The sequence below is a fragment of the Burkholderia sp. BCC1977 genome (assembly GCF_905339595.1).
In the GTDB taxonomy this organism is placed as follows: Bacteria; Pseudomonadota; Gammaproteobacteria; order Burkholderiales; family Burkholderiaceae; genus Burkholderia.
Map to the genome: position 1 here is coordinate 1 of NZ_CAJPGQ010000036.1, position 14,414 is coordinate 14,414.

Sequence of the window (14,414 nt, forward strand, 5' to 3'; positions counted from 1 at the left end):
TGCAGTCTTCAAGCCACGCAAATCGTAGCTGTACTGCACGTTGCCCACGCCGCCCGGGAACGTACGCGCAACCAGACGATTCAACGCGTCGAAGCTCTGCGTCACCACCTGGCCATTGCGCTTGCGAAGCGCGGTCAGGTTCCCGCTCGCGTCCCACGCATACTGCTCGTAGTTGTTCGCGTCCCCCAAGCCGGGCGACCCATCCAGCGGATAGTGCGTGCGGAACAGGCGATCATGTCCGTCGTACAGGTTGACGGTCGTGTTGCCCTTCGCATCGGTCGTCAAAGCAACCGTGCCGTTCGGGTTGTAGACATAGCTCACATAGTCCTGCTGGAGCCCCGTGCCCACCGCCTTGCGTATGCTCTTGACGCTGTCGTCTGCCCGGTAAGTCGTCTCCGTCACCCGATTGCCGCCTTCCGCCGGCGGCAGATATCGCGTCACGCGGCTCGAACGATGATGATCGTCGTACGCGGTGTCCGTCACCGGCGTCGGCGCGGCTTCCGCCGGGCAAGTCGATACGTTCGCCGTCTTCGCCGGTCCCCACACACGCACCACGTCGCCCATCGCGTTATAGCGCTTGCAGGTCACCATCGCACCACCGGCGACGGCAACACCGCGTCGAATCTCGCGATTGTTTGCGTCATAGGCGATCACTTCGTCCGCGCTCACCAGGCTCGCGTTCGTTCGCGTGACGTTGTCGCGCTTGTCATACGCATAGGTGACTTTCGGCGCCCCGTCGCGCTGACTCGAAACAAGACGCCCTTCGCCATCGAAGGTCGTCGTGGTATTGATGCGCTGACCGGTGTCGTCCTGCGTCACGACGGCCGGCGTATGGTCCGCCGCGTAACGGGTCGTCGTCGACGTCGTACGTGCGGCGTCGATCCTCTCGGTCACGCGCGTCGGTCGATGGAACGCAGCTTTGCCGGGCGGCGTCACCTGCTCATAGGTGAAGGTCGTGACAGGCGAAGCACCGCCTACGGCGGGTTTCGTGATCCTGTCGAGCAACCCGGCGTAGTTATAGGAAAACGCCGTCACGTTGCCGCGCGCATCCGTCACGGATGCCAGCCGGTCACCCTGATAAGCAAACTTTTGCGTCGAGGCCGAATCGCCAGATCCAGGGCGCGGATATTGCGTGATCGTCGCTGGCCGGTGAGAGCAAAGATGTATAGCGTTGTTGCACGTGAGATCGTAGTAGACGGTCTCGGTGCGATTGCCTTCCGGGCGCGTTTCGCGCACGAGACGGTTCTGGCCGTCATAGTCCTTGAGCGTCCAGTTGCCCATCGGGTCGCCGGACTGCAGCAGATTGCCCTCTCCGTCGAAGTAGTTCGTGCGCGCCGTGCGGCCCGGCCCCACCTCTTCCGTTCGCGAACCGGCAAAGTAATAGTTGAACACGTTGCCTGCGGCACTCGTTTGCGTCCGCACACGACCCAACGTGTCGTAGATGTTCGTCACGACGGGTATGTTCGGGAAACTCGGCTCGTAGAACTTCGTCATCCGGCCAGGCTTGTCGTACTCGAAGCGTGTCGCAAACCCGTCCGGATCACTCACACCGACCAGGTTGGCATTGCCGTCATACGCATAACGTACGTTTTTTTGCGGACTGGAAACGCTCTGCAGAAGGCCGTTCGAATAAGCCAGCGTGAGGCTGCGACCCAAGCTGTTTTCAACCCGCGTCAACAGATCGCCGGCCCACGTGAAATCGATCCCCTTTCCGCTCTGCTCGACGTAGCGTGAAACCTTGCCCGTCCGCAAATCGAACGTAAAGCGTGCGAAGCCGTCCGTGCCCGCTCGATTGATGGTGTAGCTCGCCGTCTTGTTGATACTGTCTTCGACAAGGGACAGCGCCTTGCCGGGCGGCGAACTGTATCCGCCCGATGTACAGCACCCGATGTACGGCAGCCTGACGAATACGTCGCTGTTCAAACCCACCCGGACGATTTTCGTATTGTCGACGAGCTGGTCGCCAAACCAGCGCTGCGCGATCACCGCAGTCAGGAACCGGTCCGCCGAGACATCCGGATCGTTCAGCAAATCCAGCGATGCCTTGTGCTCGACGATCGTCCCCACCGCATCGAGCGCCAGGCGGTCTCCCATGCCGAGGAAACCGTCGGACGCCGTCCGAATACTCATATCGTAGTTGTGCGTCCAGCCTTTACCGAGCACGCCGGCCTGGTTCTTCATGCCGCTGCTGTAGAAGCGTTGGAAATTCAGGCTGTCGGGCGAATCGCCGTAGCCGGTCTTGATATCCTGATGCTCGAACAGGAAGTTCCCGTGCACCATGTCGACCGGATCGCCTGCTACGGCTTGCGGCCCGAAATAGCCAGTCAGATTGACAGGCGACTTCGCGGTGCTCACCGTCTTGGCGTTGTAGGTCGGCGCGGGAACGGGAGACGTGAAGTACCCGCCCGAATACCCGCCGCTGATGGTCGATCCGAGCAGGCGAGCGTTGCCCATGCCGCGCACGAAGTAGCCTACGCCGTTCCAGCGATTTTCGACCAGCTGGCAGTTGCCCGGAAGCAGCAGCTGAAAGCCCCGGCTCACGTAGTCCTGAAAATTCCCCAGATGCGCCTGGCAGTTCCTCAATGCCGGCCGAACCACGCCCGCGTAGTTGCTGCCCTTGGCGTTGTAGATCGTCTGCCCTTGCATCATCGCCAGGTCGAGCAGTTTCACCGTCGATACGGCCGACACGCCCGAGGTCTGATTGACCGCCGTCGATTCGAGAATCGACAAGTGCATCCCGTTGCTGTCGAACACAGCCCGTTCGAGCACCGTGTTGCCGTCCATTTGAACGGGCGAGCTCATGTTGCTCGGCAGATCGACGTACGGGCCGTCGGTATAGCCCGCGATGCCGACCTGATGCTGCTGCACGGTATAGGCGTTCGCGAGGCGATCCGTGATCGATGCGCTGCGGGTCGTCTGCGACACCCATTGCGCGCCCATCACCCCAAGGCTCGCGCCGAGCACAGGCTCGCTGTCGTCCGCATGCCCGGCTGCACGAAGCTCTTCCAGATTTTTCAGATAGTGCTGCGACAGCCCGCGGCCTGTCGGCCCCCAGCCGTTCACGATCAGATACTTGCCGCCGCCCTTGATGTGCTGCTCGAACGCGTGGTCCGATTGATCGTTCGGATACGCGTTGTGCCACACGACAAAGGTCACCACGCTGTCCGCGCCCGGCGCGACCGCCGTGCCCGGCGCGCCCATCGTCTGACCGTCGAGCCGGAGCACCGGCTGATTCGATGCGTTGTAGGTGATCGTCAGGCGCTTGCCGTAGATCGCATCGGCGGTGAAAGTCTGATCGATGCCCTGGTACAGCACACGCACGGTCGGCTTGTAACCGACCGGAATGTCTTCCCATTCTTGCGGTGCCCAGCGCGTATCGAGCAACGCGTTCTGAGTCTGTCGCAATGCCCCCGCATAAAAAGGGACGATGGACTTGCCGCCGACGATATCGCTCAGGGTTGCGGTCGGCTTGTTCTTGCTGATCCAGTCAGCGAGCGTGGACGACGTACGTCCGAGGGCGTCACGGATGCCGGTACGCTTCAAGCCTCGCACCAGATCGGGCGTCACAGTCGCGCCGGACCTCGCGTTCTGCAGGAACGTCGCCGCGTTGTAGCCCGATGCCACGTTCAGGTCGATGCCGGCCTTGACGACGTGCGGCTTGTAGCTGGGATCGAACGTGTACCACGTCCCGTCGATATTGGCCTTGACCCAGAAATGCTCGATCGAGATTCCGGTCATCGGCGCGTTCAGGCCCGGGCAGCCGCCCGCCTGCGTCGCATTGATGTCGTAGATCGGAATCTGCGTCTGCCCCATCAAGTTCAGCACCGCGCAAACGTTATGCGTCGGTACCCCGTACCAATCCGCAAACTGCTTCGCGGTGAGCTTGATCACGCCGCGCACGATCCGCGTGTCGTAGCCCGAAAGGCGCAACAGCGACGTCATCAGCAGCGCCTGATCGGCCGGGCTGCCATAGTTGTCGAGCACCGCGCCGAGCGCGCCCTTGTGAACGCCGCGGACAGGATCGATCTCGATGTTGTTGCGAACGTACTGGTAGATCAGATCCGGGTGATAGCGCAACGCGCGGGCGAGTTCCTCGAGCGAGGCCGGACCGGGCGGCGCAATGTTTGCGACGACCCCGTCGTCAGCCGTGACCCCGATCCCGCGCGTCGTGCGTGCCGGCTGCGCGAAATTCTGCAGGGGGACGTCTTCGCGTACCGCCTTCCCGCCACGCTTGCGTTCGAGCTTCGCCATCGTCTCGATCGCGCCGTTGGCATTGATGCCTGCCGGCATTTCGCGGGCCACCCGCTTGTCATGCTCGATCGCGTCGGTTGCGGCAACCGGTGCCATCCATGCCCTGATGGTGTTCGGCTTAGGCGCGAACTCTTGCCCCACCGGCACTTGAATCGAACGCGCCCGTCCGTCCAACGGCTCGCGCCCGCGACGAATCTCGGGTTGCTGCGAAGACGGCTGCGCGTTCGACGCCGGATTGGCATCGACAACGGCCGGTGTTGTACTGGAGAACTGAACATTGCCGGCCTCGGCGGTACCGAAACACAACGCCAGCAATCCTGCGAGCGATCCAAGCACGGCGGGACGGATGATTTTCCATTTTCGGGCAGCGCGGCGAATGGCCTTGCGCACGCCCGGGGACGCAACCTCGGACATCGAACGACTCCTCGGAATCAAGTATTGTCTGGTTTGGCAACGATGTGATCTGCTCGAAAAATCGCCATATCCCCTGCACACGACGGACCAACATCGAATTGCCTCAGATCATGACAGGCGATACAAATTCGACCTAGTACGAACTACTAAGCATTTATCTCGTACAAATCCAATTTCTCGACGCGATGTTTCCGGTCGATGGAAGTCTGGCGCTTGCTATGCCGACAGCGTCGACGAAACGACGCTTGTCCGATTTCCGGCAGCGTCGTAGTTGTAGATGACCGTTGTGGTCTGGACGCCATCGCTGTAGACCGCCTTCGTGAGTCGCCCCAACGCGTCATAGGTGTAGTCAGCCTGACTGGCCGAATAGGCAGTCGCCGCAAAAGTCAGCAAGACAATGCCCGCCAACAGTCCCTGCATCGATCGCCTCGCCCTCGGCATCATCCGGTCTCGACCGCCACCGGACAACCTCGCGCGTCGCTCCGCGGACCTATCTTCAGTTTCATACATGACGACGCCCCTCTCCTTGCTCTTCACTTCATCATGAAAATACTTCCATTTCGGACAAATTCGAGCATTCATCGCAAAACACATTCGACGATCGAATCGCGAAACGACTTTACACATCCATTACACACGCTTCAAATAAAGTCATTCGGACAATTTCGAAAATCGACACCTTGAACCCTTTCCACGCGGCCACACCGGGTCCAGATGCACGCCGACAATCACCACAAACATCGCGATTAATCATTAAAAAATGTCACACCCGAAAAATCTCAAATGCGACGACCCAATCTCATCAATAAATATCTCAAATTAATGACGATTAGCATGCCTTTACATACAGAAATCAAGCCGATATAGTCGCTGCCGAGATATTTCTACAGAAAGCCATGCGGAAATTCATTCGCGAAAATGTGAAGCCGAGCCGCCAGCGGGGTTTCACTCTCCTCGAATTGCTCGTCGTCCTGGTCATCATCGGGCTGCTGGCGGGCATCGTCGGGCCGAGGCTATTTGCCAACGTCGACCAGTCGAAAGTGACAGCCGCGAACGCGCAGATCCATATCTTGAGCAAAGCCGTCGACCAATTGCGGCTGGACATCGGCCGTTATCCGACGACACAGGAAGGACTGGCTCTGCTGGTCTCCCCGCCTGCCGACGCCACGCCCGGCTGGAACGGCCCTTACCTGAAGAAGGCGGTGCCGCTGGATCCGTGGGGCATGCCGTACCAGTACGCGTCGCCCGGCACGCGCAACCCGGATTACGACATCGTGTCGTACGGCCCGGGCAAAAACGCGGCCGCCGCCGCGCCCCTTCACAACTGAGCCCCTGGCGTTTTCCAGCAGGCTGTCATCGTCGGGTCCCGGTATCGTGTCGAAATTCGTCTTGCTTGGCCTGAATGCGCGCGGCGAGCTGCGGCAGTTCGATTTGCTCGCGTCGAATCGCGAGGACGCACGGCAGGAAGCCGCGCGGCGTGCGAGGCAGGCAAACGTGCAGGTTGTCGAAATCTGTTCGGCCGGCAGCGGGCACATGGGCCCGACGCGCTCGCGCCTGCAGTTCGCCGGCCGCTTCCGGCGCCGGCGTTTCGATCTCCCGCTGTTCGTCCATGAGTTGCTGGCGTTGCTGCGCGCCGGGCTGGCGCTCACCGAGGCGCTCGACACGCTGGACGAACGCTGGCGGCAGGGCCATTCCGGCACGTCGGAAGAACAACGCCACCCTGCGCTGCCGGACCTGGTGCGGCTGATGGAGCAAGGCAAATCGTTTTCGGCGGCGCTGGCAGCGCACCCCGACTGCTTTTCGGCACTGTTCGTCGCGATGATCGCCGCGAGCGAACAGACGGGTGGAACGATCGATGCGCTGGAGCGCTACCTGCAGTATCACGCGCAAGTCAGCGCCGTCCGGCAAAAGCTCGTCTCCGCATCGCTCTATCCGGCGTTGCTGATGCTCACCGGTGCCGCGGTCGCATTCTTTCTGATCTGGTTTCTCGCCCCCCGCTTCGCGCACGTATACGAAGAGATGCCGTCGGCAGACTTGCCGCTGCTGTCGCGATGGCTGCTCGACGCAGGGCTGTTCGTCAGCGAACACACGTTCGGCACGCTCGGCTGCTTGCTCGCCCTGCTCGCCGCCGCTGCCGCGGGAGTCACGCGGCCCACGGTGCAGCGGCGGTGTCTGGCCTTGCTCGGCCGTATCGGCTGGATCGGCGACATGCTGAAGCTGATGCAGCTGGTGCGCTTCTATCGTTCGCTCGGGATGCTGTTGCAAGGCGGCGTCGCGTTGCTGCCATCGCTCGACATGACCCGGGAACTGCTGCCGCCCACGCTTCGGGCCGGTCTGGCCCGGTCCATGACCCGCATCGCGCAAGGCAGGAAAATGAGCGAAAGTCTGCAGCAGGAGGGGCTGATGACCACGATCGCGCTCCGCCTGCTACGCGCGGGCGAACGCAACGGTCAGATCGCGGGAATGCTGGAACAGGCGGCGATGTTCCATGAGCGTGAAATCGCTCAATGGGTCGAGCGGTTCACACGTCTGGCGGAACCGGTCCTGATGCTGGTCATGGGCCTGGGTATCGGCGCGATCGTCGTTCTGCTGTATCTGCCCGTGTTCGATCTGGCGGGGAATCTGCAATGAGCAACGCGCCGACCGATGCCGCGGCGCTGCTCGCGCAAGCCCGAACGCTGGCTCGCGCCGACGCCGAACCCTTGCTGTGCGCACTCGAAAAGGCCGGCGGTTTCCCTGCCGATGCCATGCTGCGGTTCGTCGCCGCCGAAAGCGGCAGGGCCCTGCTCCGGCTCGCGCAGATGGAAGCGCTGAAGCCGGATTTCTCCGGCTTCAGCTATGCGGAATGCCTGCAGCAGAATTGCGTGGTATTGCGCAACAGCAGCGATCGCCTCACCCTGGTCTGCGACGATCCTTGGCATACCGCGCTGATTACGCTGGCGAGCTACCGGATTCCCGGCTATTTCAATCTGGCCTTCGCGCACCCGCTCGAACTGAAGGCGCTGCTCGCGCGATTCGGTAGCGATCAGGACGCGCTATCCCAATTGATCCGGCTCGACAGGACGGACCACGGCGCAAGCGATACCGAAGAAATCTCGCTCGCGTCGATCGCCGGCGACGAAAGCCAGGTCGTCCGGCTCGTCAATTCGACGCTGTACGACGCGCACCGCAACCGCGTATCGGACATCCATTTCGAGCATTCGCCGCGCGGCCTCTCGATCAAGTATCGGATCGATGGCGTGATCTCGACCGCGCGCGTGCTGTCCGACCCGACGCTGTCCGAACAGGTCGTCTCGCGCCTGAAAGTGATGGCCGAACTCGACATCGGGGAAAAACGCATTCCGCAGGACGGGCGATTCTCCGTGTCGATCCAGTCCCGCGAAGTGGATTTCCGCGTGTCGATCATGCCGGGGCTGTTCGGAGAGGACGTCGTGCTGCGGATTCTCGATCGGCAGTCGCTCGCGAGCGACATGGCACGGCTCGACCTCGACATGCTCGGCATCGACGAGCCGACACGCCGAACGATGCGTCGGCTCGCGAATCAGCCGTACGGCATGCTGCTCGTCACGGGGCCCACCGGTTCCGGAAAAACCACGACGCTGTACGCAACGCTATCCGAAATCAAGCGCGGCGAGGACAAGATCATCACGATCGAGGATCCGGTCGAGTATCAACTCGACGACATCCTGCAGATTCCGGTCAACGAGAAAAAGGGGCTGACGTTCGCACGCGGGCTGCGTTCGATTCTGCGGCATGACCCGGACCGGATCCTGGTCGGCGAGATCCGCGACCGCGAAACGGCGGAAATCGCGATTCAGGCCGCGTTGACCGGACATCTGGTCTACACGACCGTCCATGCGAACAACGTGTTCGACGTGCTGAGCCGCTTCAGGCACATGCAGATCGATCCGTACAGCTTCGTGACGGCGTTGAACGGCGTAGTCGCCCAACGCCTGATCCGGTTGAACTGCACGCATTGCGCGGCACCGTTCGTGCCGGACGATGCGTTGCTGCGGGATTCGCGCGTCGCGCGCGAGCAATTGGCCGGGGGCACGCTGATGAAGGGCGCGGGTTGCGCGAACTGTCGAGGCAACGGCTATCGCGGCCGACGCGCGCTGGCGGAAGTGCTGGTGCTGGACGACGATCTGCGCGAAGCGATCCTGCAACACATGCCGGCCGGTCGGCTGAAAGAGATGGCGCGTCAACGCGGGATGCGCCCGATGCGCGAGCAGGCGCTCGAGGCCGTGAGGCGCGGGCAGACCACCCTGGAAGAAATCAATCGTGTCACGTTTGCCGATTAAGCCCGCCCTCCGCCAATCCGTTCGGCGGACGGCCAGGTTCGTTCATGCCATCCGTGGCTGGGCGTCCCGGGCGATACGGCCGGAGCGTCTTCGCGTCTATCTGGGACATGAAGCCCTGGCCGTGTGCCACGTCGCCGGTCGCTTCAGGCCAGCGGTGACGAATCAAGCGGTGTTGCGCACGCGTGACGGCGCACACGGTCTGACCGATCAGCTGGCGGCGCTGGATGCATGGCTGGACCGGCACCCGATACGCGGCGAAATCGAGTGGATCGTCGGCATCGATCACATCCGCTATTTGCTGTTGCCATGGGATCCGCGCTCGGCAATCGATGCGTTCAGCCGGTCGCTGGCGGCTGCTTGCTTCCTGCAAAGCTTCGGTAGCGAGATTCCTTTCGATGCCTACCAACTGCGATTTGCGCCGCTCGCGTTTGGCCGGCCGCGCCTGGCAGCGCTGATCGCGAACGACGCGATTCGCGAGCTGGCGGCCTTTTCCCGGCGCCGGAAATGCCGGACCCGGCTGATCGCCCCGGCCCTGAGCATCGTCTGGAACCGCTTCCTTGCACGGCTGAGGAAGGATGCCGGCGCGCTCGTGCTCGTCGATGGGCCGCGGCTGCTGCAACTGGATTACGACCGCGGCCACATGACCGCCTTCTCGATTCAACCGTTCTCCGGCGCCCGTCCATCGCCCATGCCCGCCGGCTCCACCTGGATCTTTCCGGCACACGATCCGGCCGCGCCCGCCAGCGGCGCGTCGACGCTCGACGCTTACGCGCCGGACGACGACGCCCATCTGGCCTACGTCCTCTGCGGAGTCGCCTGAATGGGTCGCATGAACTGGAACTATGCGCCCCGGTCCCGCTGGAGCCGGCCGTGGGTAGTGGCGGGCGTCGTCGCGCTCGCGGGATGCCTTCTCGCCTTGTGGTGGCGCGATGCACTGCTCACCCAACGCGACAAGCTCGTCGAGCAGGCCCGGCGTCTGCCGCATCGGGCAGCCGTCCCGCCGCGTCCCGCGACGCCACCCAAGCTTGCCGCACTCGATCTCGTCTTCGCCGAGATGCGCTATCCGTGGACCGACATGCTGGATAGCCTGCGCGCGGCGACCCAACCCGGTGTCGATCTGCTGACGCTGGAACCCGACACCGATATTCGGCACGTGCGTATCGGCGGTCTCGCCAATCGGCCGCAAGACGTACTCGATCTGGTCGCCGCGCTGCAAAAGGATCCGGGCTGGTCGTCCGTCCAGCTGGTCAGTCAGACGAGGAACGACCCTACCGGCCCGACACCTGCCCGGGATGCCGTGCCGCCGCTGCCGGGCCTGCCGGGACTATCGGGCACGCCATCGCCGGCGCTGTCCTTCGCATTGCGCGCCGCATGGGCACGACCATGAGTCATCGGTACGCTCTGCAAGTCGCGTCCTGGCGCGCGACGTGGCTGTTGAATCGGCTCCAGTCGCCTCGCATCGCCGTCGCGGCGCTGCTGGTTCTGTGGGCACTGCTGATCGGCGCGATCGATTACCCGCTGTTCAAACAGACACGGCGGATGGCGATGCAACTGGCGTCGATACCGACGCCCGCGTCAATCAAGCCTGCCGCTCGGAAAACCGGGCCGCGCGATCCGGCGATGGAATTTGCATCGACCTTGCCGGAACTGGACACGTATCCAGAACAGTTGCGCGACCTGAACACCCTCGCGGACCAGCACGGCGTCGTCATCACGCGCATCGACTACCGGTATGAGCCGCTTGCCAGGCTGCCGATCGAACGCCTCGCGATGCACATGGAAATCACGGGGTCGGTCGAAGCCCAGCGCCGGTTTCTGCAGGCGATGCTCAACGGGTTGCCGAATCTGTCGGTTGCTCGTTTGGCCTACGCAAAAAACACCGACGGGTCGATGAAGATCGAGCAGAAGCTGGGTATTCATCTGTATTACCGGGTGCAGGCGGCGACATGAAACTGACCGTGTCCACGCCCATGCAGCTCGTGCTGGCCGCCACGCTGGTCGGTTCAGTCGTATCCCTGCTGCAGCCGGATCCGGCCGAACTTCCGGTGTTGACGGAGCCGACCGACAACGCGTCGGCCGGTTCTCAAGCAACCGCTCTCGTACGCGCCGACCAGCCTGACGTGCCCTGGCAACGTCCACGCTTGCCGGATCCGGCGGAAACGGCCAACGCGCCGGCGTCGAACGCTGCATCGGGTCCACCCCCGCTCCCGCCCGCCGACTCGCTTTCCAATCCGGATAACCCGCCGCCGTTGCCATCCGCTGAGCCGCCCCGTTCCACCGCGCGGGACATCGTGTATCTGGGCCGCATGATTCGGGACGGCAAGACGCAGGTCTTCTTGGCGTCGAACGGTAAGGAGCCGATCGTGCTGGGCCGGGGCGGCGTGCTGGACGGCAACTGGACGATCCAGTCGATCTCGTCGACGAACGTCACGTTGCGGCATGTGCATACCGGCGAAGCCCGTTCGATCGCGATGGGTAGCGGCACGGGCAGCCGTCAGACAGACGAGGCGCCCACCCAGCTCGGGCAAGGCTTTCTGGCAGGCAATCCAGCCGACGTGCAGGTCCACCCCGTCCCTTGACAGGCAGGAATATGACTCAGGTGTGTTTCAGGTATCGAGCGGATGCCGTTCCCGGCCCGGTTCGACGGTTATCGCGGGCCTTGTGGCTGACCGTGCTCATCGTCGCTCTCGCCGCTCTCGCCGGCTGCGCGGGCTATACCGACTGGCGTCGCGGGAACAGGCTGATCGCGCAAGGTCAGGTCGGCCAAGGACTGGCGCAGCTGCAACAGGCATCGACGGAGAATCCGGAACGGTACCGGATGAAATTCATTGCGGCGCGCGACAACCAGGTGCGGTTGCTGATGCAACGTGCAGCGACCGCACGCTCGAACGACCAGGCCGACGACGCGCTGGCCTCGTATCAGCAAGTGCTGCGCTACGATCCGCAGCATACCGAAGCGCTACGCGGGATCAACCTGATCGCGCGTGAACAGCGCGAGCGGGCCGAACTGGACGAAGCACGCGCGGCGCTTGGCAAGGGCGACACGGCGACAGCCCGGCAGCTGCTGAACGCCATCCTGTCGGAAAACCCCGGTCACACAGTCGCCGGTTCGATGCTGCAACGGATCGACTCGCGAACCACGCGTGCGGCCATGGTTCTGCCGGTGCTGAATCAATCGCTGCATCAGCCGGTCACGCTGGAACTGAAGGACGTCGACATCCGCTCGGTGCTGTCGATCCTGACCCAGACGTCGGGCATCGGCTTCGTGCTGGACAAGGACGTCAGTCCCGATTTGCGCACGACCGTCTATGCGCGCGACACCTCGGTCATCGACGCGCTGAACCTGATTTTGCAGACGTCGCAGCTCGACAAGAAGGTGTTGAGCGACACCACGATGCTGATCTATCCGGCGACCGACGAGAAGAAAAAGCGCTACGACGATCTGGTCGTGCGCTCCTACTACCTGAACAGCGCGGACCCGCGGAAGGTTCAGGACATGCTGAGCACGATCGTCGCGCCAAAATCGATGTACGTGGATGGCCGGCTGAAGATGCTGGTGGTACGCGACACCGAAACGGTGCAGGACACGATCGCGCGCCTGCTGAAACTGTACGACATCGCGAGCCCGGAAGTGATGCTCGAAGTCGAGGTGCTGGAGGTCAACTCGAACGATCTGCTCAATCTGGGCATCCAGTTTCCGGACAGCGTCAGCGCCAGGATGATCGGACCGGCGGGCGCGGCCGGCGGCCTGACCCTCAGCGATCTGAAGCATCTGAACAAGGACAGTTTCCCGCTGAGCTTCCCGGATCCGCTTGCCGTGCTGAACCTGCGCCAAACGAGCGGCAGTACGCGCACGCTGGCCAATCCGCGCATTCGCGTCGTCAATCACGAGAAAGCCAGCGTGCTGATCGGCGACAAGGTGCCCGTCATCACGTCGACGGTCAATCAGACGTCCAATGCGATCACCGAATCCGTCAACTATCTGGATGTCGGCCTGAAGCTCGAGGTCGAGCCGGAAATCCACGTGGACAACGACGTGACGATGAAGGTGTCGCTGGAAGTCAGCAACATCGTCAAGGAAGTGCGCTCGTCGGCCACGGGCTTGCTCGCGTATCAGATCGGGACGCGCAATGCGAATACGGTGCTCCGTCTGCACGAAGGCGAGACCCAGGCGCTGGCGGGTCTAATCAAGAACGATACGCAGGAATCCGGAACGCATATTCCCGGCCTGGGGAAAATCCCCGTGCTCGGGCGACTGTTCTCGAACAACAGCGACACCGCCATGCGTTCCGAGATCGTGCTGCTGATCACGCCGCATATCGTCCGCTCGCTCGCGATGCCGAACGCATACGCGCAAGCGTTCCCGAGCGGCACGGCCGAGCAGGTGTCGACCCGGCCGCTACGATTGACGCCGGCGGCCCGGTACAGCGATTCGGACAACCTGCCCGCGCCCGGCACGGCCGAGTCAGCCGACTCGGCCGGCCATTCCGCCGGCGCCCCTTCGCCTGCATCGGAAACCGATGCAACCGGTGTATCGCCGCCGGCCGCATCGGCACTCGGCGCGCCGCGACCGGAGGGCCCGCCGGACGGCAGCGTCCGCTTCGATCTGGCAACGCCTGCGCAAACCGCGCCGCACAGTCGCTTCACGATCAACCTGCTGGCGAACGGGTCCGCATTCGAAAGAGCGCAGGCGGACCTGGTGCTCGATCAGCCAGGCATTCAGCTGCTGAAGGTCGAGCCCCGCGACGGGGTCACGCTCGATGCGCGCCAGGACGGCGGTGTCGTTCGCATTGCGGTCGGCAAGGCCAGCGCCGACGGTTCGCTCGGCATGCTGACGTTCCGGGCCGCGCAGGCGTCGAAGGGGCCAGTCAGCCTGTCGCTGCAGAATCTGAAGGTGTGGGCGAACGATGCACAGTTGGTCGGCATGGTCGCGCTGCCCAGGCAATTGACGGTGTCCGACTGAAATGAAGCGATCCCGTGAATCAGGCTTCACGCTGATCGAAATGATCGTCACGGTCGCCATAGTGGCGATCATGGCATCCGTCGCCACGCCGTTCTTCAGGATGCAGCAGCAACGCGACAAGGAACGCGAATTGAAAACGGCCTTGCGGGAAATCCGCTCCGCGATCGACGCATACAAACTGGCAGGCGACATGGGGCGGATTGCACGCTCGGCCGATTCGACCGGTTATCCGCAGTCGCTGGACCAACTGGTTGCCGGCGCCGTCGATCAACGCGATCCGAAGGGCCGCAAGATTCATTTTTTACGGCGCATTCCGCGCGATCCGATGAATCCATCGTCGACGATTCCGGCTGCGGACAGCTGGGGCAAGCGCAGCTACGCCAGCGAAGCCGACGATCCGCGGGAAGGCGCCGACGTGTACGACGTGTTTTCGTTGAGCCACCGGAAAGGCGCGAACGGCATTCCGTACCGGGAATGGTAAGCCC

At 63.0% G+C, this 14,414-nt stretch carries 10 protein-coding genes and 1 pseudogene; 9 read left to right on the forward strand and 2 right to left on the reverse strand.

Features of this window, described 5'->3' with window-relative positions; translation table 11 throughout:
- Nucleotides 1–2,118: 2,118 nt before the first annotated feature.
- Nucleotides 2,119–4,665: pseudogene (locus U5771_RS35625) on the reverse strand (DUF6531 domain-containing protein); the annotation flags it as partial.
- A 216-nt stretch (nt 4,666–4,881) separates the two neighbouring features.
- Nucleotides 4,882–5,085, reverse strand: a complete 204-nt coding sequence (locus U5771_RS25400) for an RHS repeat domain-containing protein (protein WP_322026514.1) — start codon at nt 5,083–5,085, stop codon at nt 4,882–4,884.
- Nucleotides 5,086–5,561: 476 nt separating this feature from the next.
- Here U5771_RS25400 and gspG point away from each other — a divergent pair, with 476 nt between their 5' ends.
- The 9 genes from gspG (at nt 5,562) to U5771_RS25445 (ending at nt 14,410) form a co-directional block, all read left to right on the forward strand.
- On the forward strand, nt 5,562–5,993 hold the full coding sequence (gene gspG / locus U5771_RS25405; protein WP_322026515.1) for a type II secretion system major pseudopilin GspG: 432 nt from the start codon (nt 5,562–5,564) through the stop codon (nt 5,991–5,993).
- Nucleotides 5,994–6,039: 46 nt separating this feature from the next.
- Nucleotides 6,040–7,296: a type II secretion system F family protein gene (locus U5771_RS25410; protein WP_322026516.1), complete on the forward strand. Its 1,257-nt coding sequence runs from the start codon at nt 6,040–6,042 to the stop codon at nt 7,294–7,296.
- The gene (locus U5771_RS25415) at nt 7,293–8,966 is read left to right on the forward strand and encodes a GspE/PulE family protein (protein WP_322026517.1); all 1,674 of its coding nucleotides are present in this window, start codon (nt 7,293–7,295) and stop codon (nt 8,964–8,966) included. The genes U5771_RS25410 and U5771_RS25415 overlap by 4 nt, the downstream gene beginning before the upstream one ends.
- 154 nt (nt 8,967–9,120) lie before the next feature.
- Entirely contained in the window at nt 9,121–9,786 is a 666-nt protein-coding gene (locus U5771_RS25420; protein ID WP_322026518.1) for a hypothetical protein, read from the forward strand.
- Between the two features lie 9 nt (nt 9,787–9,795).
- A complete protein-coding gene (locus U5771_RS25425; protein WP_322026519.1) occupies nt 9,796–10,353 on the forward strand; it encodes a PilN domain-containing protein in 558 nt (185 codons plus the stop codon).
- Complete coding sequence (locus U5771_RS25430; RefSeq protein WP_322026520.1) at nt 10,338–10,916, forward strand: hypothetical protein; 579 nt, start codon at nt 10,338–10,340, stop codon at nt 10,914–10,916. The genes U5771_RS25425 and U5771_RS25430 overlap by 16 nt, the downstream gene beginning before the upstream one ends.
- A complete protein-coding gene (locus U5771_RS25435) occupies nt 10,913–11,545 on the forward strand; it encodes a hypothetical protein (protein ID WP_322026521.1) in 633 nt (210 codons plus the stop codon). The genes U5771_RS25430 and U5771_RS25435 overlap by 4 nt, the downstream gene beginning before the upstream one ends.
- Before the next feature lie 239 nt (nt 11,546–11,784).
- The gene (locus U5771_RS25440) at nt 11,785–13,929 is read left to right on the forward strand and encodes a hypothetical protein (RefSeq protein ID WP_322026522.1); all 2,145 of its coding nucleotides are present in this window, start codon (nt 11,785–11,787) and stop codon (nt 13,927–13,929) included.
- 1 nt (nt 13,930) lies between these two features.
- Nucleotides 13,931–14,410, forward strand: a complete 480-nt coding sequence (locus U5771_RS25445; RefSeq protein WP_322026523.1) for a type II secretion system protein — start codon at nt 13,931–13,933, stop codon at nt 14,408–14,410.
- Nucleotides 14,411–14,414: the final 4 nt, after the last annotated feature.

Coding starts and splice junctions, on each gene's coding strand:
- U5771_RS25400 (WP_322026514.1), bottom strand. CDS start 5,085: ATGCAGGGACTGTTGGCGGGCATTGTCTTGCTGACTTTTGCGGCGACT.
- U5771_RS25415 (WP_322026517.1), top strand. CDS start 7,293: ATGAGCAACGCGCCGACCGATGCCGCGGCGCTGCTCGCGCAAGCCCGA.
- U5771_RS25440 (WP_322026522.1), top strand. CDS start 11,785: ATGAAATTCATTGCGGCGCGCGACAACCAGGTGCGGTTGCTGATGCAA.
- gspG (WP_322026515.1), top strand. CDS start 5,562: ATGCGGAAATTCATTCGCGAAAATGTGAAGCCGAGCCGCCAGCGGGGT.
- U5771_RS25445 (WP_322026523.1), top strand. CDS start 13,931: ATGAAGCGATCCCGTGAATCAGGCTTCACGCTGATCGAAATGATCGTC.
- U5771_RS25430 (WP_322026520.1), top strand. CDS start 10,338: ATGGGCACGACCATGAGTCATCGGTACGCTCTGCAAGTCGCGTCCTGG.
- U5771_RS25435 (WP_322026521.1), top strand. CDS start 10,913: ATGAAACTGACCGTGTCCACGCCCATGCAGCTCGTGCTGGCCGCCACG.
- U5771_RS25425 (WP_322026519.1), top strand. CDS start 9,796: ATGAACTGGAACTATGCGCCCCGGTCCCGCTGGAGCCGGCCGTGGGTA.